General features: G+C 63.3%; 17 protein-coding genes. 6 read left to right on the top strand and 11 right to left on the bottom strand.

Features of this window, described 5'->3' with window-relative positions:
- Position 1: 1 nt before the first annotated feature.
- Entirely contained in the window at positions 2-1,828 is a 1,827-nt protein-coding gene (locus tag FJ977_RS27630; protein ID WP_140775338.1) for an alanine racemase, read from the top strand.
- On the opposite strand, the gene FJ977_RS27625 is transcribed toward FJ977_RS27630, so the two are convergent.
- From FJ977_RS27625 to FJ977_RS27595, 7 genes are all read right to left on the bottom strand, one after another.
- The gene (locus tag FJ977_RS27625) at positions 1,829-3,205 is read right to left on the bottom strand and encodes an FGGY-family carbohydrate kinase (protein WP_140775337.1); all 1,377 of its coding nucleotides are present in this window, start codon (positions 3,203-3,205) and stop codon (positions 1,829-1,831) included.
- Positions 3,202-3,519: an L-rhamnose mutarotase gene (rhaM, locus tag FJ977_RS27620; protein ID WP_140775336.1), complete on the bottom strand. Its 318-nt coding sequence runs from the start codon at positions 3,517-3,519 to the stop codon at positions 3,202-3,204. The genes FJ977_RS27625 and rhaM overlap by 4 nt, the downstream gene beginning before the upstream one ends.
- Entirely contained in the window at positions 3,519-4,514 is a 996-nt protein-coding gene (locus FJ977_RS27615; RefSeq protein ID WP_140775335.1) for an ABC transporter permease, read from the bottom strand. Before FJ977_RS27615 ends, rhaM begins: the two co-directional genes overlap by 1 nt.
- A complete protein-coding gene (locus FJ977_RS27610) occupies positions 4,511-5,491 on the bottom strand; it encodes an ABC transporter permease (RefSeq protein WP_140775334.1) in 981 nt (326 codons plus the stop codon). The genes FJ977_RS27615 and FJ977_RS27610 overlap by 4 nt, the downstream gene beginning before the upstream one ends.
- Positions 5,488-7,029 (bottom strand): sugar ABC transporter ATP-binding protein, encoded by a 1,542-nt coding sequence (locus FJ977_RS27605; protein ID WP_140775333.1) that lies wholly within the window; start codon positions 7,027-7,029, stop codon positions 5,488-5,490. Before FJ977_RS27605 ends, FJ977_RS27610 begins: the two co-directional genes overlap by 4 nt.
- Positions 7,030-7,112: 83 nt before the next feature.
- On the bottom strand, positions 7,113-8,108 hold the full coding sequence (gene rhaS / locus FJ977_RS27600; protein ID WP_065005696.1) for a rhamnose ABC transporter substrate-binding protein: 996 nt from the start codon (positions 8,106-8,108) through the stop codon (positions 7,113-7,115).
- A 48-nt stretch (positions 8,109-8,156) separates the two neighbouring features.
- Positions 8,157-8,960, bottom strand: a complete 804-nt coding sequence (locus FJ977_RS27595) for a DeoR/GlpR family DNA-binding transcription regulator (RefSeq protein WP_056565871.1) — start codon at positions 8,958-8,960, stop codon at positions 8,157-8,159.
- A 184-nt stretch (positions 8,961-9,144) separates the two neighbouring features.
- Between FJ977_RS27595 and FJ977_RS27590 the strand changes: the two genes are divergently transcribed.
- The 3 genes from FJ977_RS27590 (at position 9,145) to ggt (ending at position 14,474) form a co-directional block, all read left to right on the top strand.
- Positions 9,145-11,247 (top strand): bifunctional rhamnulose-1-phosphate aldolase/short-chain dehydrogenase, encoded by a 2,103-nt coding sequence (locus FJ977_RS27590; protein WP_140775332.1) that lies wholly within the window; start codon positions 9,145-9,147, stop codon positions 11,245-11,247.
- Between the two features lie 96 nt (positions 11,248-11,343).
- Positions 11,344-12,636: an L-rhamnose catabolism isomerase gene (gene rhaI, locus FJ977_RS27585; RefSeq protein ID WP_140775331.1), complete on the top strand. Its 1,293-nt coding sequence runs from the start codon at positions 11,344-11,346 to the stop codon at positions 12,634-12,636.
- A 98-nt stretch (positions 12,637-12,734) separates the two neighbouring features.
- Entirely contained in the window at positions 12,735-14,474 is a 1,740-nt protein-coding gene (ggt, locus tag FJ977_RS27580; RefSeq protein WP_140775330.1) for a gamma-glutamyltransferase, read from the top strand.
- Positions 14,475-14,523: 49 nt separating this feature from the next.
- On the opposite strand, the gene FJ977_RS36805 is transcribed toward ggt, so the two are convergent.
- The 4 genes from FJ977_RS36805 to FJ977_RS27560 all read right to left on the bottom strand — a co-directional run bounded on the left by FJ977_RS36805 (position 14,524) and on the right by FJ977_RS27560 (position 17,978).
- On the bottom strand, positions 14,524-14,778 hold the full coding sequence (locus FJ977_RS36805; protein ID WP_171883371.1) for a hypothetical protein: 255 nt from the start codon (positions 14,776-14,778) through the stop codon (positions 14,524-14,526).
- A gap of 370 nt (positions 14,779-15,148) precedes the next feature.
- Positions 15,149-15,721, bottom strand: a complete 573-nt coding sequence (locus FJ977_RS27570) for a hypothetical protein (RefSeq protein ID WP_246683357.1) — start codon at positions 15,719-15,721, stop codon at positions 15,149-15,151.
- A gap of 113 nt (positions 15,722-15,834) precedes the next feature.
- Positions 15,835-16,275, bottom strand: a complete 441-nt coding sequence (locus FJ977_RS27565) for a hypothetical protein (RefSeq protein ID WP_056565892.1) — start codon at positions 16,273-16,275, stop codon at positions 15,835-15,837.
- A 335-nt stretch (positions 16,276-16,610) separates the two neighbouring features.
- The gene (locus FJ977_RS27560; RefSeq protein ID WP_140775329.1) at positions 16,611-17,978 is read right to left on the bottom strand and encodes a PLP-dependent aminotransferase family protein; all 1,368 of its coding nucleotides are present in this window, start codon (positions 17,976-17,978) and stop codon (positions 16,611-16,613) included.
- A gap of 141 nt (positions 17,979-18,119) precedes the next feature.
- Between FJ977_RS27560 and FJ977_RS27555 the strand changes: the two genes are divergently transcribed.
- Together FJ977_RS27555 and FJ977_RS27550 are read left to right on the top strand one after the other, a co-directional pair.
- On the top strand, positions 18,120-19,439 hold the full coding sequence (locus FJ977_RS27555) for a hydroxymethylglutaryl-CoA reductase, degradative (protein ID WP_140775328.1): 1,320 nt from the start codon (positions 18,120-18,122) through the stop codon (positions 19,437-19,439).
- A 2-nt stretch (positions 19,440-19,441) separates the two neighbouring features.
- Positions 19,442-20,449 (top strand): ABC transporter permease, encoded by a 1,008-nt coding sequence (locus FJ977_RS27550; RefSeq protein WP_140775327.1) that lies wholly within the window; start codon positions 19,442-19,444, stop codon positions 20,447-20,449.
- Positions 20,450-20,481 lie beyond the last annotated feature (32 nt).

The following is a 20,481-nucleotide window of genomic DNA, read 5'->3' as shown; positions in this document are numbered from 1 at the left end:
CATGTCGGGACCGCAAGTCGCCATCGACCTTGGCCGTATCGAGCGCAACGCCCGCACCATCGTCGACCGCTGTGCACTGTCTGGCATCAAGGTGTTCGGCGTCACCAAGGGCACTTGCGGCATGCCGCAAGTGGCGCGCGCCATGCTGCGCGGCGGCGTTGCCGGCATTGCCGAATCGCGTTTCGAGAACATCCGCCGGCTGCGCGACAGCGGCATCAACGCGCCGATCATGCTGCTGCGCAGCCCGCCCATGGCACGCGTCGAGGAGGTGGTGCGTACCGTCGACATCAGCCTGCAATCGGAACTCGCCACCATTCGCGAGATTTCGCGCATCGCCGAGCGCATGGGCCGCGTCCACGACATCATGCTCATGATCGATCTCGGCGATCTCCGCGAAGGTATCTGGCCGAGCGACCTGATCCCCACCGTCGAGAAGATCCTGGAATTCAAAGGGGTGCGCATCGCCGGCATCGGCACCAATCTCGGCTGCTTCGGCGCCATCATGCCGACGCCGGAGAATCTCGGCCAGCTCGTCGCTCACGCCTACAAGACCGAGCGCCTGTCGGGCAAAAGCCTCGACTGGATTTCAGGCGGCGCCTCGTCGTCGCTGACGCTGCTGCTCGAAGGCAGGCTGCCCCCCGGCATCAACAATCTCAGGGTCGGCGAGGCGATCCTGCAAGGCGGCGTCGAGACCTTTCGCGAGATGCAATGGGCCGAACTCGAACCCGATGCCTGCCGCCTGACCAGCGACATCATCGAGGTCAAGCTCAAGCCGTCACGGCCGATCGGCGAGTCCGGCTACGACGCCTTCGGCAACCAGCCGGTCTTTCCCGACGAAGGCGACAGGCTGCGCGCCATCGCCAATATCGGCCGCGAGGACGTGCTGGTCGAAGGGCTGACGCCGATCGCCAAGGGGATAAGGGTGCTCGGCGCCTCCAGCGACCATCTGCTGCTCGATGTGCAGGACGCCGATCCGCCACCCGCCGTCGGCGACCGCGTCGCCTTCCGCATGAGTTATGGCGCCATGCTGCTCGCGATGACTTCGGAATATGTCGAGAAGGCGCCGATGCACGACGTCGCGGACTTTTCCGGCCGCAAGATGGTGTCGATCTCGGCTGAACCGGAAGCCGCCGGCATTCTCGCCCGCGAGGGGACGGGCGGGCGGCTGGAGGCGATGAATTTCGACGTCGTCGAACTGGCCGATGTCGAGCGGCCTCCCTCGGGGCTGATCCGTCTCACCGCCGGCGCCGATCGCCGCGTCGTCCACAAGGCGCTGTCCGTGACGGCGCGCGCAACGCACTCCTTCGGCCTGATCTGGATCGATTCCATCGCCGCCCTGATGCCGGAGGATGAAGAGGGCATCGACCTGCCGGAGGCCTCGGTGCTGGCGCGAACGCTCGGTCTCGATCACAAGGCCGGCGCGCTGCAGCCTCAGCTGTCGCCGGAGAATGTCGTCATCGTCGGCTTGCGCCATGCAGATCCGGCCGAGGCGCGGGTGCTGAAGGATTCGCGCGTTTCGGCCTTCACCATGACCGACATCGACGCCATGGGCATGCGCGACCTGATGCATGAAGCGATCCGTATCGCCACATCGGGCACGCAAGGCTTTCATGTCAGCTATTCGCCGACAGCGACCGAATTCGCCGGCTGGGCGGCCGGCTCCGGCGGCCTGACCGTGCGCGAGACGCATCAGGCGATGGAGGCGATCGCGCTCTCCGGCGGCCTGCTATCGATGGATGTTTCGGGCCTGACCAAGGATCTTGAGCCCAGGATCGGCACCGATACCGTCAATTTCATCATGTCGGCCTTCGGCAAGCGGATCCTGTAATCAGCCCCGTGCTTCGACCGCCGCCCGCCATGCGCTGACATAGTTCGCCCAGGCCGGGTCGGCCGGCGGTTCCAGCCTTTCGCCTTTGCCATGCGTCGCGGCCTGATCCGATGCCAGCAATGCCGCGCCAATGCTGGTGCCGGTTGCGGCTTCCGAGGCGACGACGCTGCGGGCGGTGGCCGCCGCCAGCATGCCGACAAAGAGCCTGTTGCGGGCGAAGGGTCCTTCCACGGTGGTCGGACCGAAGGCGCCGATCAGCTCGAGACAGGTCGCCGTCATCAGCGCCAGGTAGAACGAGATGGCGGCGAAGCGCTGGCCATCATTCATGCCGTCGGCATCAAGCCATGTCGCGGCCTGGCGCGGGAACGGTCCCGACCCCTGCTGCGTCGACGGCAGCAGCAGGATCTTCCTTGCCAGAACCGCAAGCATATCGCTTCCACTGCAATCCAGCGGCTTGCCGTCGGTCAGCAGCGAGAATTCGCGTCCGCCCATGAAGCGAGCCGACGGCACGGGATTGCCGAGTGCATTGACATTGACCAGCGTATCGCGCGCCGCATCCAGCGTAACCTGCTTGCCGCCGACCGCCATCGACACCACCCAGGTCCCGGTCGAGACGACCGAGAAGGGCGGCGCATCCGACAAGAGATGCGGCAGCAGCGAGGCGTTGGAATCGTGCAGGCCGCAGAATACCGGTGTTTGCGGATGAAGCCCGGTTCGCACCGCAATCGCGGGCAGGATCGGGCCGAGACGGTCTCTTGCCGGCCGCACCGGCGCCATCAGGCCGCGCCAATCCAGGCGGTCGACCAATGACGAGAAATCCGCCTTCCACGGGTCCCAAAGATCGGTGTGGCAGCCAAGCGAGGTGACCTCGTTGGCGGCGACGCCGGTGAGGCGCAAGGCCCAGTATTGCGGGTACATCAGCATCGCCACGGCCCGCGCGAACTCGGCCGGAAAGCGTTTCTGCTGCCAGAAGAATTGCGCTCCGAGATTGAGGCCGAGCGGCAGGCGCGGCGTGCCTGTCTCGGCAAAGGGCGGGCGGATCGCGTCATAGTCCGCCGCCAGCGTGTCGGGACCATCGAATTCATAGTCGAGTACCGGCAGCACCAGTTCACCAGCGGCATCGACCAGCGCGCCCGTCGCGCCATGGGTGGTGATCGAAATGGCGTCGATGCGCTGTTCGCGGTTGAGGCTGGTCAGGCTGTTGAGGATGAATGTCCACAGCGCTTCGACATCATGGTGCGGATAGGGCGCCCGCCGCAGCGGCGCATTGGCCATCCGGCGCAGCGCGACTTCGCTCAACGTTGTGAGGTCCACCAGCGCCACCTTGGCGTTGGTCTTGCCGATGTCGATGACGGCGATGTGGCGCATCGCACTCATTCCATATGGAACACGGTTTCCAGCGGCACCACCACCGGTTCGTTGTCAGGCCTGGTTTCCATGATGTCGGCCATGTGGGCCCACCAGCGCTGCATCACCGGATGCTTCGGCAATTCGTCCATGTCGTGGTCGTCCCGCCGCCACAGCACGCCAAACAGGGTGTTGGTCTCTTCGTCGAGATGGATCGAGTAGTCGTGGACGCCTGCCTGTTTCAAGAGCGCGACCAGCGCCGGCCAGATCTCGTCGTGACGCTTCCTGTACTCGGCCTTCATGCCAGGCTTGAGCTTCATCTTGAACGCGTATTTCTGCGGCATCAGCGTCCCCCGCGCAGCCGCCGCCAGACGATCGGCAGCGCGATGACGATGATCAGCAGCAGGCCGATGAAGATCGACATGACGATACCGGGAACGTTGAGCAGGCCGAGGCCGAAGGTCACCAGCCCCATGATGAAGGCTGCGAGCACGACGCCCATAATACTGCCGGCGCCGCCCAGAATGCTGACGCCGCCGAGCACCACCATGGTGATGACTTCCAGCTCATAGCCTTGCGCGATCGACGGCCTTGTCGAACCAAGCCGCGAGGTGATCAGCACCGAGGCGATGCCAGACATCAGCCCGGTCAGGCAGAACAGGATGAATTTGATGCGGCCGACGCGCACGCCGGAAAACTGCGCCGCGACCGGATTGTTGCCGATGGCGAAGACGCGGCGGCCGAAACTCGTGCGATGCAGCAGGAACCAGTAGACGATGGCCGCGATCAGGAAGAGCATCAGTTCGAACGACACCACCCACCAGACGTAACCCTGGCCGAAGAAGGCAAAGCTTTCGGGATAGCCCTTGTAGGCCTGGTCGCCGAGGATGATGAAGGCGATGCCACGGAACAGGCTCATCGTGCCGATGGTGACGACGATGGAGGGCAGGCCGAGCCTCGTCACCAGCAGCCCGTTGAAGGCGCCGCAACCGAGGCCTACGACAATGCCGATCGCCACCAACGCCGGTGTTCCGGCGCCTGCCTGTACCGCCATGCCCATCATGGTCGAGGCGAGCGCGATGATAGCGGCCACCGAAAGGTCGATCTCGCCCGAAATGATCAGCAGCGCCATGGCGAAGGCGATCAGGCCCTTCTCCGTGAAGTTGAAGGTCAGGTCCGACAGCGAATAGGGGTCGAGGAAATAGGGCGAGGCGAAGCTGTTGATGGCGAAGATGGCGACGGCCACCACGACCAGCAGCGCCTCCCAGGAAAAGATCGCTGACAAAAGCGGGTTGTCGAGCCGGTCGGGAATATGGCGCGGGGCAGGGATGTCGGTCATGTCACCGCCTCCACTTTTCGCAAGATGATGCGGCCCTGCTGGCGTTCGCCGCGCGCGTTGAGCACGACGGCCAGGATGATGGCGCTGCCCGAAATCGCCATCTGCCAGAAGGGCGAAATGTTGATGACCGGCAGCGCGTTGGAAATGATGCCGAGGAACAGCGCCCCCAGCACCGCGCCGCCGACCGAGCCGATGCCGCCGGCGATCGAGATGCCGCCGATGACGCAGGCGGCGATGATGTTGAGCTCATAGCCGTTGGCGACTTCGACCGAGGCGATCACATAGCGCGAGATCCAGAGGTAGCCGGCAAGGCCGCCGATCATGCCGGAGATGCAGAAGACGATGAATTTGGTCCGGCCGACATCGATGCCGGTATAGACCGATGCCGTCGGGTTGACGCCGATGGCGTAGATCGAGCGGCCGAGCGCGGTGCGTGTCATCAGGATGAAGAACAGCGCGATGACCAGTATGGCGATCCATGACAGCACCGGAATGCCGAGGAAGGCGGCGCGCTGGAAGCCGATGAACTCAGGGCTCATCTTGTCGGCATTGACCCATGCGCCGCCGGACAGCACGAAAGTGGCGCCGCGATAGATGGTCAGTGTGCCCAATGTCACCACGATCGAAGGGATGTTCAGCCGCCACACCAGAAGGCCGTTGATCGCTCCCAGCACCAGGCCGACGGCGAGCGCGATGACGATCAGCACCGGGATCGGGATCGCCGGGTGCGCGGCGTTCAGCATCGCCACCACCATGCCGGTGAAGCAAAGGTTGGAGGCCATCGACAGGTCGATCGATCGCGTCAGGATGACGACCATCTGGCCGAGCGCCAGGATCATCAGGATAGAAGTGTCGTTGAACACCTGGCGCAGATTGCCTGGATCGGCAAAGGCGGGGAAGCGGGTCGAGATCAGCCCGATCAGCACGACGATGGCGGCGGCCAGCCAGATCTCGCGGTATTTCAGGAGAGCCTTCATGCCGCGATCCCCGCTGCTGTCCGAACCAGCGTTTCGGCGTCGAGCCCCTTGTTCTCGTAGACCGCCGCGACAAGCCCCTCGCGCATCACTACGACGCGGTCGGACATGCCGAGGATCTCCGGCAGTTCCGACGACACCATGATCACCGACAGGCCCTGCGCCACGAGTTCGGCCATGAAGCCATGCACGGCGGCCTTGGAACCGATGTCGATGCCCTTGGTCGGTTCGTCCAGGATGATCACCTTGGGCGCGGTCGCCAGCCATTTGGCGATGACGATCTTCTGCTGGTTGCCGCCCGACAATGTGCCGACATCCTGGCTGAGCGAGGAGGCCCTGAGGTCAAGCCGCTCGGTGTAGGAGCGGGCGAGCGAAAATTCTTCCGCCAGCCGCAGCAAGCCTGACTTGGAGGTGCGCTTGAGTGAGGGCAGCGAGACGTTCTGGAAGATGGGCAGGCCGATCACCACGCCTTGCTTGCCGCGTTCCTCCGGCACATAGACGATGCCGGCCTCGATCGAATCCGCCGCTGATTTCGGCGCGATCGTCTTGCCGTCCAACGTGATCGTGCCGCCTGACGTGCGGGTGATGCCCGATATCGCCTGCATCACCTCGCTGCGCCCGGCGCCGACAAGGCCGTAGAAGCCCAGGATTTCGCCCTTGTGCAGTTCGAAGCCGATATCCCTGAATTCGGTCGGATGCGACAGCCCTGAGACGGTGAGCACCGGCGCGCCGATCTCGGCCTTGCGCTGCGGAAAGATATGATCGACCGAGCGGCCCACCATCATGCGCACGATCTGGCTCTGGCCGGCATCCTTGATCAGGCCTTCGCCGACCATTTCGCCGTCGCGGAACACCGTGTAGCGGTCGGCGATACGGTAGATCTCGTCGAACTTGTGGCTGATGAACAGGATCGCCTTGCCTTCGCTCTTGAGGAATTCGATCAGCAAGAAAAGCTCCTCGATCTCCTTCATCGAAAGGGCTGCGGTCGGCTCGTCCATGATGACGATCCGCGCGTCGATCGACATGGCGCGTGCCACCGCGACGAGGTGCTTGTTGGCGATGCCGAGATCCTTCAGCCGTGCATCGGCATCGATATGGCCGGCATGCATGGTGTCGAGCACTTCGCGGGCATCTTTGCGCATCGTGCGCCAGTCGATGGTGCCGAAGCGCGAACGTGGCGCATGGCCGAGAAAGATGTTTTCGGCGACCGTCAAATCGTCGAACAGCACGGTTTCCTGGTGGATGGCGGTGACGCCATGGCCGAAGGCGGCATGCGCGCTGGGCAGGGTGACGGCCTGGCCGTCGATGCTGATCGTGCCGGCATCCGGCTGGTAGATGCCGGTCATGATCTTGACCAGCGTCGACTTGCCGGCGCCGTTCTCGCCGATCAGTGCGGTCACCTGGCCGGGATAGAGCGAGAGGCTGACATTGTGCAGCGCGCGCACACCTGGGAAACTCTTCGAGATTCCGGACAGCATCAGGCGTGGGGTGGAGGCCAGGGGCCTCTCCATCGCCGCGCCGTGTTGGGCTGTCGTGTCCATGGTTGTATCAAGCCCTGAAGCAGGTCCGTTTAAAGTCGCGGCGGGACGTGAGCCCCGCCGCGACAGCTTGAGAGGGTCCGAGATCAATAGATCTTGGAGAACTTCTCGATGTTGGTCTTGTCGAACTGGAAGGGCGGAGCCATCGCAGCCGAGTTGGTGTCGTCGAGCGTCACCTTGCCGACGCGGCCAATCGACAGCGTGGCGCCGGGCTTTGCCTCTTCCTTCTTCACCGCCAGGTCATGGGCGAGGTAGACGGCGGAGTAGCCGAGGTCGATCGGGTTCCACAGCGCGACCGCCTGGCTGGCGCCGTTGTCGATGAACTTCTTGAACTCGGACGGCAGCGCGAGGCCGGTGACATTGACCTTGCCGATCAGGTTCTCGTCGGTGACGACCTGCGCGGCGGCAACGACGCCAACGGTGGTCGGCGCGATGATCGCCTTGAGGTTCGGGTAGGACTTCAGCAGGCCCTTGGCTTCGTCGGTGCTCTTGGCCGAGTCGTCATCGCCATAGACGGTGGCGACGAGTTTGATCTTGGGGAACTTCTCCGGCAGGATTTTCTTGGCCGCGTCGATCCAGGCGTTCTGGTTGGTCGCGGTCGAGGACGCCGACAGGATAGCGACATCGCCGCCTTCCGGCAGGTAATCGGCGGCAAGCTTGATGATGGTCTCGCCGATCAAGCCGGTATCGGACGGGTTGAGGTGCAACTGGCGGCCTTCCTTGGCGACACCGGAATCCCAGGAGATGACGGTGATGCCCCGCTCCATGGCCTTCTTCAGCACCGGCACCAGCGCGTCGGCGTCATTGGCGGAAATGGCGATGGCGTTGACCTTCTGGGCTATCAGCGAATTGACCACTTCGATCTGCGCTTCGGCGGTCGCCTTGGTCGGGCCGGTGTAGATGATGTCGACGTCGCCGAGTTCCTTGGCCGCCTCTTCGGCGCCCTTGTTGGCTGCGTCGAAGAAGCCGTTGCCGAGCGACTTCACCACCAGCGCGATCTTGACATTCTCGGCATAGGCCGCATTCACGAACATGGCGGCGGAAAAGGCCGCCGTAACCATCAATTTCTTCAAGAAGCTCATCGTATATCCTCCCTTGAGCGTTGCATTTCCATCGCCGCTGCGGGCGTCTCAGGCCTGCAGTGAAGATTCTTCCTTTGCCGATTTGCGGGCGACGATCAGCGTCACGCCGGCGGTCTCCAGCATCTTGGCTTCGCGATCCTCGATGCCGTCATCGGTGATGACCGTGGCTATGCGCGACAACCCGCACAGGATCAGGCTGGAGCGTTTGCGGAATTTTGAGGAATCGACCAGCACGACCAATTCGTCGGCCTGGTCGATAAGCTTCTGCTCGGCCTGGATCAGCAGCGGATCGCCTTCCATCAGGCCGAGCGGTCCCAAGCCTTGCGCCCCCATGAACATGCGGCGCGCGTAGAAATTGCGCGTCACGTCATTGTCGAATGGCGACAGGATGATGTTCTGCTCGCGGTAGATGGTGCCGCCCGACAGCATCACCGTGTTCTTGGAGTGCTTGAGCAGATGCTCGGCGATCGGGAACGAGTTGGTGAAGATCGGCATGCGGCGGCCGGTCAGGAAATGCACCATCTGGAAGGTGGTGGTGCCGCCATTGATGATGATCGGCTCGCCGTCCCCGCACAATTCCACTGCTTCTCGGGCGATGGCCCGCTTCTGCGCAGCGTTGATCGTTTCGTTGACGGAAAAGGGCCGGCCGGCCAGGCCGATGAATTGCGGCGGCGAGATCGCCTCGGCGCCGCCACGCACCCGGCGCAGGCGCTTTTGCACGTGAAGAGCCGCTATGTCGCGCCGGATCGTCGCCTCGGAGGACTCCGTCAGGTCGACCATCTCCTGCACCGTCACCACAGGCTTTTCCTGGACTGCGGACAGAATGATCCTGTGGCGCTCTTTTTCGTGCATGGTTCCTCCCTGCCTGGCCATCTAGGCACTCAAAACAAGCACTGTCAATCATTTCCGATCACATAATTTCATTGTGCAGCGCAATATGATCGATCTTGATCGTTTGTGATTGACAAGCGGGCCTCTTGCGTAGACATTCCCGGCAAAATGGACCGCGGTTTTTTGCGTCCCAGGGAGGATACCTATGCTCGACAAGCGCTCCGGCTCGCGCCTTGCCAATCTGTGGGACGATGCGAAGGCCCTGGGGATGAGCGAGCCTGAACTCCTGGTCTATCGCTCGAACACGCTCGGCTCCGACAAGCGCGTCACCAACTATGGCGGCGGCAACACATCGTCCAAGATCTGGCAGAAGGATCCGCTCAGCGGCGCTGATGTCGAAGTGCTCTGGGTCAAGGGCTCCGGCGGCGACAGCGCCTCGATCAAGCTGGACGGCTTCGCCACGCTCTACATGGACAAATTGCGAGCGCTCAAAAGCCTCTATCGCGGCGTCGAGCACGAGGACGAGATGGTGGGATATCTGCCCCACTGCACCTTCAATCTCAATCCGCGCGCGGCCTCGATCGACACGCCGCTGCATGCCTATGTGCCGAAGCCTTTCGTCGACCACATGCATCCCGACGCCATCATCGCGATCGCCGCGGCCAAGGATTCCAAGGCGCTGACGACAGAGATCTTCGGCGATGCCATCGGCTGGCTGCCGTGGAAGCGGCCCGGCTTCGAACTTGGCCTTTGGCTGGAGAAGTTCTGTGTTGAACACCCCGCCGCCAAGGGTGTCATCCTCGAAAGCCACGGCCTGTTCACCTGGGGCGACACGCCCAAGGAATGCTACGAGACGACGATCTCGGTGATCAACCAGGCGATCGAGTGGTTCGAGCGCCGCTCCGAGGGCCTCGCCATTTTCGGCGGCGAAGTGGTCAAGTCGCTCGACGCCACTAAGCGCCGCGCCATCGCCGCGAAACTGATGCCCAGGATTCGCGGCCTGATCTCCGAAAAGAGCCACAAGCTTGGCCATTTCGACGATTCCGCCGCCGTGCTCGAATTCGTCAACTCCAGGGACCTGCGCCCGCTGGCGGCACTGGGCACCTCATGCCCCGACCATTTCCTGCGCACCAAGATCCGTCCGCTGGTCATCGAGTTCGATCCGGCCAAGCCCGATGTCGATGCGGTCATTGCGCGCCTCGCCGACGACATCGCCGAATACCGCGTCGGCTACCAGGCCTATTACGACAGCTGCAAGCATCCGGACTCGCCCGCCATCCGCGATCCAAACGCCGTGGTCTATCTGATGCCGGGCGTCGGCATGTTCACCTTCGCCGGTGACAAGGCGACGGCGCGTATCTCCGGCGAATTCTACGTCAACGCCATCAATGTCATGCGCGGCGCCTCGACCGTCTCGTCCTATGTCGGCCTGCCCGCCCAGGAAGCCTTCGACATCGAATACTGGCTGCTCGAGGATCTGAAGCTGCAGCGCATGCCGAAGCCGAAGTCGCTGGCCGGCCAGATCGCGCTGGTCACCGGCGGCGCCGGCGGCATCGGCCGCGCGACGGCCAACCGCCTGTTGCGCGAAGGCGCCTGCGTGGTGCTGGCCGACATCGATGAAACAGCACTCGCCAGCGCCAACGAGGAACTGGCGAAAGCCTACGGCAAGGATTTCGTCCGGCCGGTGGTGATCAACGTCACCTCGGAGGATCAGGTCGTTGCCGGCTTTGCCGAAACGGCGGTCGAGTTCGGCGGCATCGACATCCTGGTGTCCAATGCGGGTCTCGCCTCCTCGGCGCCGATCGAGGAGACGACGCTGGCGCTGTGGACCAAGAACATGGACATATTGTCGACCGGCTATTTCCTGGTTTCGCGGGAAGCGTTCCGGCTGTTCAGGGTGCAGAAGATCGGCGGCAATGTCGTCTTCGTCGCGTCCAAGAACGGCCTCGCCGCCTCGCCCAACGCCGCCGCCTATTGCACCGCCAAGGCCGCCGAGATCCATCTCGCCCGGTGTCTCGCGCTGGAAGGCGCGGAAGCGCAGATCAGGGTCAATGTCGTCAACCCCGACGCCGTGCTGCGCGGCTCCAAGATCTGGACCGGCGAATGGAAAGAGCAGCGCGCCGCCGCCTACAAGATGTCCACGGACGACCTCGAGGAACATTACCGTTCGCGCTCGATGCTCAAGCGCTCGGTCTTCCCCGAAGACATCGCCGAAGCGATCTATTTCCTCGCCTCCGACATGTCGGCCAAATCGACCGGCAACATCATCAACGTCGACGCCGGCAACGCGCAGAGCTTTACGCGTTAGGCGCGTTTACCCTTCTCCCCGTTCACGGGGAGAAGGTGCCCGAAGGGCGGATGAGGGGCAGCGCCAGCCGAACGCATTCTTGGGAGGAACCAGCACTTGTCCGAAACGATCATTTCCGCCGACGTCGTCGAAAGAAATAACTTCGCCCGTAAGCCCGACCTCGAGCGTGACTACGCCTCGCTCGGCGAGCGCCTCGACCGGCGCGGCATCGCCATCGACGCCATTCGCGACAAGGTGGAAAAGTTCGCCGTCGCCATCCCCTCCTGGGGCGTCGGCACCGGCGGCACCCGCTTTGCCCGCTTTCCCGGAGCCGGTGAGCCGCGCGACATCTTCGACAAGATCGAGGATTGCGCCGTCATCAGCCAGTTGACGCAGGCGACACCGACCGTTTCCTTGCACATTCCTTGGGACAAGGCCGACCCGAACCGGCTGAAGCAGGCGGCCTCGCGTTTCGGTCTCGGCTTCGATGCCATGAATTCCAACACCTTCTCCGACGCGAAGGATCAGGCGCTTTCCTATAAATTCGGCTCGCTCTCGCATGCCGATGCCGGTACGCGCCGCCAGGCGGTCGAGCACAATCTCGAATGCATCGAGATCGGCAAGACGCTCGGCTCCAGGGCGCTGACGGTGTGGATCGGCGACGGCTCGAACTTTCCGGGCCAGGTCAATTTCGCCAAGGCATTCGAGCGCTATCTCGATGCGATGAAAGAGGTCTATGCCGGGCTACCCGCCGACTGGAAGCTGTTCACCGAGCACAAGATGTACGAGCCGGCCTTCTATTCCACCGTCGTGCAGGACTGGGGCACCAACTACATCATAGCGAAAGAACTCGGCGACAAGGCGTTCTGCCTCGTCGACCTCGGTCACCACGCGCCCAACGTCAACATCGAGATGATCGTGTCGCGGCTGATCCAGTTCAAGAAACTCGGCGGCTTCCACTTCAACGATTCGAAATATGGCGACGACGATCTCGACGCCGGTTCGATCGATCCCTACCGGCTGTTTCTCGTCTTCAACGAACTGGTCGATGCCGAGCTTTCCGGCGCCGACGGCTTCGACCCTGCCCACATGCTCGACCAGAGCCACAACGTCACTGATCCGATCGAAAGCCTGATGCTGTCGGCGGTCGAGGTGCAGCGCGCCTATGCGCAGGCGCTGCTGGTCGACCGCAAGGCACTCGAAGGTTTCCAGGACGGCAATGATGCGCTGATGGCGACGCAGACGCTGAAGGCGGCCTACCGCACCGATGTCGAGCCGATCCTGGCTATGGCGCGGCTGAAAACCGGCGGCGCCATCAACCCGGTCGCCGCTTACCGGGCGGCTGGCTACCGCGCCAAGGTAGCGGCCGAGCGCCCTGCCGTCGCCGGCGGCTCGGGCGGGATTGTCTGACACGCCTGACATCTGAATTGATCCGCCTGGCCCACCATTGATGGTGGACTTGGCGGCAGCGACAGGGTCTTCTGGGCACCCCGCCCAGGAGCACCGCCATGCGCCATATCAGCCAAACCCTGATCGCCGTCAGCCTCTCTTTTGCCTTTGCGATAGCACCACTTCAGGTGACGTTTGCGGCGTCGCCAGCGCCGGCCAAAGGCGAACACGGCATGGTGGTGACGGCCCAGCATCTGGCGTCGGAAGTCGGCGTCGAGGTGTTGAGGAAGGGCGGCAACGCGGTCGATGCGGCGGTCGCGGTCGGCTATGCGCTGGCCGTCGTCTACCCCAATGCCGGCAATATCGGCGGGGGCGGTTTCATGACCATCCGCTTCGCCGACGGCAAATCGACCTTCCTCGATTTTCGCGAGCGCGCGCCGCTGGCGGCCACCAAGACCATGTATCTCGACAAGGATGGCAACCCGAAGAAGGGCGCCAGCCTGGACGGCTATCTCGCGGTCGGCGTGCCGGGCTCGGTGGCCGGTTTCGAAATGGCGCGCGAGAAATATGGCACCTTGTCCAGGCAGGACCTGATGGCGCCAGCGATCGCCTATGCCAAGGATGGCTTCATCCTCGATCAGGGCGATGCCGCCTCTTTTGCCGGCAATGCGGACCGGCTGGCGAAGGACCCGGCGGCGGCCGCCGCCTTCCTGAAGCCCGACGGCAAGCCCTACGGCATCGGCGAGAAGCTGGTTCAACCTGACCTTGCCGCGTCGCTCTCGGCGATTTCCGACAAAGGCTCCGATGCCTTCTACAAAGGCGCCATCGCCGCCGCCATCGTCAAGGCAAGCAGCGCCAAGGGCGGCATTCTGGCCAAGGCCGACTTCGAGCAATATACGGTGCGCGAACTCAAGCCGGTGACCTGTTCCTATCGCGGTTACGAGATTACGTCCTCGCCGCCGCCGAGCTCAGGCGGTGTCATCATCTGCGAAATCCTCAACGTGCTTGAAGGCTATCCGCTGTCCTATCTTGGCGCCGGCTCGGCCGAGACGGTGCATGTCATGGTCGAGGCGATGCGCCATGCCTATGTCGACCGCAACTCGGCACTCGGCGATCCCGATTTCGTCGACAACCCGGTCTCGAAACTTCTTGATAAAGCCTACGCCAAGGACATCCGCGACAAGATCGATCCGTTCCGGGCCGGCGTGTCGCAGGACCTGATGCCGAAGGGTTTTGGCGAGTCGAAGGAGACCACGCATTATTCGGTCATCGACAAGGACGGCAATGCGGTTGCAGTGACCTATACGCTGAATGGGTCCTTCGGCGCAGGCGTCGTCGCCGACGGCACCGGCATCCTGCTCAACAACGAGATGGATGATTTCACCCAGAAGCCCGGCGTGCCGAACCTCTATGGCCTGATCCAGGGCGAGGCCAACGCCATCCAGCCGAAGAAGACGCCGCTCTCATCGATGAGCCCGACCATCGTGGCCAGGGACGGCAAGCCGTTCATGGTCATCGGCAGCCCCGGCGGCTCGCGCATCATCACCATCACGCTGGAAGCGATCGTCAACGTCATCGACCATGGCATGAACATCCAGGAGGCGATCGACGCGCCGCGCATCCACCACCAATGGCTGCCCGACACCGTCTATGTCGAGCCGTTCGGACTTTCGCCGGACACCGAAAAGCTGCTCGCCGGCATGGGCTATCACCTTGATCTCGGTGACCAGACCTGGGGTCAGGCGGCTGGCATTCTCGTGGGAGGCAAGAGCCTGGCGGAAATCGAGAAGGGTGGCGGTGCGCGCTACAATGGCGCCATCGACAGCCGCGCGGCATCGGGGGAGGCTCTCGGATATTGATATCCGGGTAAACCCTTGAACAGGCGCCAGCTCATGGCCGGCCGGGCAGTCAGGTAACCAGCGTGATGGTCGATGCAATCAGCATCAGCGCGGCGATGCCGACAAACAGCGCATAGATGCGCGGCCGGTCGAGCAGAAGCGCATTTCCCGATATCCAGGCCGAGGTCGCGCCGCCAAGCGCGAAGAGGAACCCGTTGCGATGGCCGAAGGTCATCGACGCGGCCATCAGCCCGCCAATGATCAGGGCGCCGAATACGATGATCACGGCGACCGCGTATTTTTCGAAGTCGTTGCCGCCGCCCATGGCCGGGCCGATTGCATTCAGATTCGGCAGGTCGTCCGGATCGAAAGACCCGTATTCGTCTTGACCGATGGATTCTCGCATCACTCGTTCTCCGCTGACCGGCAACAAACCATCAACACTTGCCGAGTGCAACCCGATCGCACGTCCCTCTCCATGTTGACCGCCGTCTTCAACACGTTCCGGCGGCACTTGTCATCGATTTTTCGGCCATCTGGCTCGAATGCAACACGGGTCCGCGCCCCCGGGGCACGCCGCCCTCCCATTCCATATGGACCGTGTTCGCGGAGAAAAGATGATGCCGCCGATCAATTCAGCATGCTGAGGCTTCTGCACGGCTGCGGCGGCGAGTCGCAGTGCCCGCCACGCGCCATCATTCCCGTGAAGGGGAGGCGCTCAATCGACGATAGGGGACGCCATCGAAGCTTGCCGTCACAAAATCGGCGACGGACATCTTGCGCTTGCGTCCGTCGCTGCAGGCATAAACCGGCCAACCGGCATCGCTGCATTCGCTGGCAGCGCAGATACGCGCCAGGCAGTTGCCAATGGTCAACCGGAAGCCACCCTTGCCGGCGAAGCCTTGCAAGAGGCTGCCGTCCGCCGAGCGCCATGTCCGCGCACGAAATTCCGCCCGCAAAAGCAATGGCTCGAGAGAGACCGCAAGATTGGTTTCGCCCGCACGTCCCGCGAACTGCAGACGGAAGCGCGCCATTGCGGTCGTGTATGCGGTCACGAGATCCGATTCGCTAAGATAGGAGATCGGCAGGTTGGAGCGGTCGAGCAGATGAGACACACGCTTGCTTGCCTCTACCGGCGTCAGCAAGGCAACAAGAGTAAGAATGGCGAAGAAAGTTCGCGACATTTTCAGCAGCCATATCGATCTCGGCCTGCCGGTTTGGCCCCGGTTGCCCCTTCGTAACATCCCGCCAATCGTCGCCCTGCGCAAGCCGCTTGCCCACGCGGTCCATAAGGCGGCCGAGTGTGCAACTCGCAAGGCCACCGATGGCGGGTACAGCCGGCGTTGCGGCAAGGAGGAGACCTGCCACCAGCCAGGATTCCTCAGCTGGCGCGCGCCGGCGGCAGTTCGAACAGATTAGCGCCGTTCTCCTGGCCGCGCTCGACATAGCCGATGACGCTGAACCATCTGGCGACGTCAGGCCCCTGCAACCAACTGCGCGAGTGGATGGGGAGATTGCCGGCGAGCGCCTGGATGTGGCGGATGTGCCGCTTGCAGAAACGGACGGTTGAGGCGCGGAAGAAATCCTCCTGCGCGGCAAACAGCGTATCGGCGGCGTCGCTGTTCTCATGCCAGGCGATGATCGCCACGGCCTTGTCGCCCTCGACAAGCGCGTGTGCGCGGCCTTCCTTCAAATTCATCATCAGATTGTCGTAGGCGATCTTGCTGTCCTTGCCGGCCGCCGCGTACTCGTCCGACATCCGCTTGGACAAGCCATGGAAGACATCCTCAAGATCCCCGAGCGTCGCTGCACGTGCTCTCATTTCACCTCCTGCAGCCCCTCCGGGAAGTTTGCCCTAAGGATGGGGGATCACCAAGCAAATCAATTCCACTGACGGGCCGAGTAGAGCAAAGTCATTTCAGGCCGGCACGATCGGAGCTGCCGAACGCATTCCGGCGCTTGGCGGGCTCTTCGCCAACAATCCGCGGAAAATGGCGGAGGCAAGCAGGGACAACACGCTGCCTACCCAGAACGACACGACGGTCGCGGCGCTGGGGAGGCCACGCGATCAATGGCGACGGCGCCCGAGTGGGCAGAGGGTTCAAGTTTCCTCTACTGCTTTGCCTATTCGATCAGGAAGCAGTGAGTGACGCTGCGTCAGGACGTTCTTGCTCGCTGCATGAATTCAAAGAAACGCGGGTCCGAAGCCCACGCAATGTTCACGCGAATGCCGGCCTTGCCTGGCCGGCGTTCCGGCGAAAACACGGTGCCTGGCGCGATGAAAATCCCTTCGCGAGCCCCTTCCCGGGCAAGAGCGATGTCGTCGACGTGGTCCGTCAGCTCCAAATAGACGTAATATCCGCCGGTGGGCTCGGCAAAGAGCCGCAGGCCCATCTTCTGGAGGCGGGGGACGACCGCTTCGGTCGCCTGGCGCACACGTTGCCCGAGGCGCTTCAGATGGCGCCGGTAGTGGCCCTCGTTGATCAGCCCATGGATCAGCCGCTCGATATGGCCAGAGCTGTTGACGGTCGTCAGCATTTTCAGCTCGGCCAGCGAGGCGATGAGGTCGGGGCGTGCCGCGATATAGCCGCAGCGCAGGCTGGCCGACAGCGTCTTGGCGAAGGTGCGCACGCAGATGACGTTCTGCAATTGGTCGAGCGGTGCCAGGCCCACGCCGCGCACGGTTGGCAGATCGATGAACGGGTCGTCCTCGACCACCAGCATGTCGTATCGCGCTGCGATCGTCAGGATCGAATGGGCCGTCGGGAGGTTGGTCGAACTGCCGGTTGGATTGTGGGCGAGCGATTGGGTGAAAAACAGCTTCGGGCGCTCGCGCTCTGCCTTGCCGGAGAGATCCTCGATATCCGGCCCGTTCGCGGTTCGCCTGACGCCGACCATGCGCACCTGCGCCAGCTTCAGCTTGGCGAAAAGCGGGTAGTAGCCGGGATCGTCGACCAGCACCGTGTCTCCGGACACCAGGAAGCGGCGTATGATGAGGTCGAGGGCATGGTTGGCGCCGAACGTCAGCAGGATCTGATCCGGCGCCGCCTGCACCTCGCGTTCCATCAGATCGAAGGCCAGCCGCTCGCGCAGCGCCGGCAGCCCCATCGCCGAACCGTAGCCGTCACTGCTGGATCGGTGGTTCCTCCCCAGCAGCCCGAGGTGACGCCGCACCTCCGACTCCTCCATCCATGAGGCGGGGGGGCGACCGTCGCCAACGCGGATCGAAAAGCTCTCCTCCAGCTGTGCGTTGAGCAGGGAGGCGATGTCCACTGCCTCGGCCACATGAAGCGGGCGCTCGCTCGGCTTTTGCCGGCGTCGTTCGGCGACGGTGAAGCCGGCGCCCGGTCGTGACAGTGCAATTCCGGCTGAAACCAGGCGGTCGTAGGCATCGACAATCGTGTTCTTGGAGACGTCGAACTGCTCGGCGGCCTTGCGTATCGACGGAAGCTTGGCGCCGGCGATGAGCGAGCCCGTCTCGATGCGCCTTCTGATTTCGTTGGCCACGGCCTCGGCGCGCGTCATCTTCTGTTCCTTGCGGCAGCGTGCCTAGAAATGAACTGGTACAGTAAGCCGCTGTTTCTTAAAACTGTACCTTGCCTGATGGTATCAGTTGGACGATAGCTGGCTCAACAAGAAAACAGCATTCGCAGGGAGGCGATGGTGATGGGAGCAGTCTTGGGCGGCGTCGAGCCGCGGCTGAATTCCCGCATCGAGAAGTTTCGCGATCTGTCGCCGGCGGATCGCCTGGCGAAGGCCGGCGAGGCCGCGGGCCTTTCGCAGACGGACCGTGACGCCTTGCGCGGGCTAGGCGCGCTTCCGCTCAACATCGCCGACGGCATGATCGAGAATGTGATCGGCACATTCGAGATCCCGCTCGGCGTCGCCACCAACTTCACCATCAACGGACGCGATTATCTCATCCCGATGGCGGTGGAGGAGCCCTCCGTCGTCGCCGCCGCATCCTATATGGCGCGCATCGCCCGCGGCTGCGGCGGGTTCGAGACGTCGAGCACGGCGCCGATCATGCGGGCGCAGGTTCAGATACTCGACATATCCGATCCTCATGGGGCGCGGGCCCGACTTCTGTCGAGCCGCGACGAGATCGTGGCCGCGGCCAACGAAAAGGACCGGGTCTTGAACCGGCTCGGCGGCGGATGCCGCGACATCGAGGTGCAGGTATTCGAGGACACCGCCGTCGGGCCGATGGTGGTGCTGCATCTTCTCGTCGACGTGCGTGACGCGATGGGCGCCAACACCGTCAACACCATGGCCGAAGCGGTCGCGCCGATGATCGAGCGGCTGTCCGGCGGTGTCGTTCGGCTGCGCATTCTTTCCAACCTTGCCGACCTGCGGCTGGCACGGGCGCGGGTGCGCCTGACGCCGGAGGCACTGGCAACGCAGGAATTCACCGGCGAGCGCATGGTCGCCGGCATTGTCGAGGCCTGCTCGCTGGCGGTCGTCGATCCGTATCGCGCCGCAACGCACAACAAGGGCATCATGAACGGTATCGATCCGGTCGTTGTCGCGACCGGGAACGACTGGCGCGCGATAGAGGCCGGCGCGCATGCCTGGGCGGCGCGCACCGGGCGCTACACGTCACTCAGCCGTTGGGAAGCCGATGCGTCCGGCGCCCTTGTCGGCACGCTGGAAATGCCGATGGCGCTCGGCCTTGTCGGCGGCGCCACCAAGACGCATCCGGCCGCGCGCGCCGCGCTGAACCTGCTTGGCGTGAAGACCGCACAGGAGCTTGCCGAGGTCACGGTGGCTGTCGGCCTGGCGCAGAACATGGCGGCGCTGCGGGCCCTGGCCACCGAAGGCATCCAGCGGGGGCATATGGCCCTGCACGCCCGCAACATCGCGATCGTGGCGGGAGCGGTTGGCGATGACATCGAGACAGTGGCCAAGGAACTTGCCGCCAATCACGACGTCCGCGTCGATCGCGCCAGGGAAATCCTATTGAGACTCGGCAAGGAGAAGGGCTGAGCGTGAGCGACGCAACCGCAAACGGCTATCCGGCAAGGGCTCAAACCCTGCTGAAAACCCAGGAAGGCATCGTGTTGGTGCTGGCGGTGCTGGCCTTTGCGCTGTTTTCCTTGCTGCTGCCGTCCTTCTTTAGCGCCGGCAACATCCTCGCCCTGGTCCGAAGCGTGTCGATCCTCGGCATCCTGGCGCTGGGCATGGCGCTGGTGGTCATCGCCAGGGGCATCGACGTCTCGATGATCGCGACGATGGTGGTTTCCGTTTCATGGGCATTCGTGATCGCGCGCTCGGGCTATTCGCTGGAGTTCGCATTGCTGATCGGAGCCCTATTCGCGGTCGGCGCCGGGCTGATGATTGGGACATTGATCGCGTTCGGCGACGTTGCGCCCATCTTCGCAACACTTGCCGCCGGCTCGGTGATCTATGGCCTCGGCAGGACCTTCTTCTTCACGCTGGAAATGCAGAACGTGCCGCCGGGAGCCGAATGGTTTTCACTGATCGGCCAAGGCCGCATTCTCGGCATTCCGGTGACCGTGGTGGCGTTTGCCCTGCTTTGCCTGGTTCTGCACCTGGTACTCAGCCGCACGCGGTTCGGCTGGCAGATCTATGCCATGGGCAACAACCCGGCGGCGGCCAAGATCATCGGCATTCCCTATCGGCCGATGGTCGTTGCGCAATATGCGATCAGCGGACTGATCGCCTACGGCGCCGGACTGATCCTTGCCTCGTCTGCTTCGGCGATCAATGCCCGGCTTTTCAACTCGACGATGATCTACGACATCCTGCTGGTCGTGGTGCTCGGTGGCATTGGCCTGAATGGTGGCCACGGCAAGGTCCGCAACGTCATTCTGGGCACCATCTTCGTGGGCATCCTGCTCAACGGCATGACCATCATGAACATCGACTACACGATCCAGAACCTGGTCAAGGGCGTCGTGCTGCTTCTGGCGATCGTCATCGATTCACTCGTCAATCCACGTGACGAGCAGACATCCCAGCAAGGGGATCTCTGAGAACCAACCAAAATGCCAAATGCAATGGGAGG

This window comes from Mesorhizobium sp. B2-1-3A (genome assembly GCF_006442655.1).
Lineage (GTDB): Bacteria > Pseudomonadota > Alphaproteobacteria > Rhizobiales > Rhizobiaceae > Mesorhizobium.
Note: the sequence above shows the minus strand (reverse complement) of the source record. Positions and strands in the feature narration are given on the sequence as shown.

Bases quoted from the DNA above. Each gene is read 5' to 3' on its own strand.
- FJ977_RS27590 (WP_140775332.1), top strand. From the start codon at position 9,145: ATGCTCGACAAGCGCTCCGGCTCGCGCCTTGCCAATCTGTGGGACGAT.
- FJ977_RS27555 (WP_140775328.1), top strand. From the start codon at position 18,120: ATGGGAGCAGTCTTGGGCGGCGTCGAGCCGCGGCTGAATTCCCGCATC.
- FJ977_RS27630 (WP_140775338.1), top strand. From the start codon at position 2: ATGTCGGGACCGCAAGTCGCCATCGACCTTGGCCGTATCGAGCGCAAC.
- FJ977_RS27595 (WP_056565871.1), bottom strand. From the start codon at position 8,960: ATGCACGAAAAAGAGCGCCACAGGATCATTCTGTCCGCAGTCCAGGAA.
- FJ977_RS27605 (WP_140775333.1), bottom strand. From the start codon at position 7,029: ATGGACACGACAGCCCAACACGGCGCGGCGATGGAGAGGCCCCTGGCC.
- FJ977_RS27565 (WP_056565892.1), bottom strand. From the start codon at position 16,275: ATGAGAGCACGTGCAGCGACGCTCGGGGATCTTGAGGATGTCTTCCAT.
- FJ977_RS27625 (WP_140775337.1), bottom strand. From the start codon at position 3,205: ATGAGTGCGATGCGCCACATCGCCGTCATCGACATCGGCAAGACCAAC.
- rhaM (WP_140775336.1), bottom strand. From the start codon at position 3,519: ATGCCGCAGAAATACGCGTTCAAGATGAAGCTCAAGCCTGGCATGAAG.
- ggt (WP_140775330.1), top strand. From the start codon at position 12,735: ATGCGCCATATCAGCCAAACCCTGATCGCCGTCAGCCTCTCTTTTGCC.
- FJ977_RS27560 (WP_140775329.1), bottom strand. From the start codon at position 17,978: ATGACGCGCGCCGAGGCCGTGGCCAACGAAATCAGAAGGCGCATCGAG.
- FJ977_RS27615 (WP_140775335.1), bottom strand. From the start codon at position 4,514: ATGACCGACATCCCTGCCCCGCGCCATATTCCCGACCGGCTCGACAAC.
- rhaS (WP_065005696.1), bottom strand. From the start codon at position 8,108: ATGAGCTTCTTGAAGAAATTGATGGTTACGGCGGCCTTTTCCGCCGCC.
- FJ977_RS27610 (WP_140775334.1), bottom strand. From the start codon at position 5,491: ATGAAGGCTCTCCTGAAATACCGCGAGATCTGGCTGGCCGCCGCCATC.
- FJ977_RS36805 (WP_171883371.1), bottom strand. From the start codon at position 14,778: ATGGGCGGCGGCAACGACTTCGAAAAATACGCGGTCGCCGTGATCATC.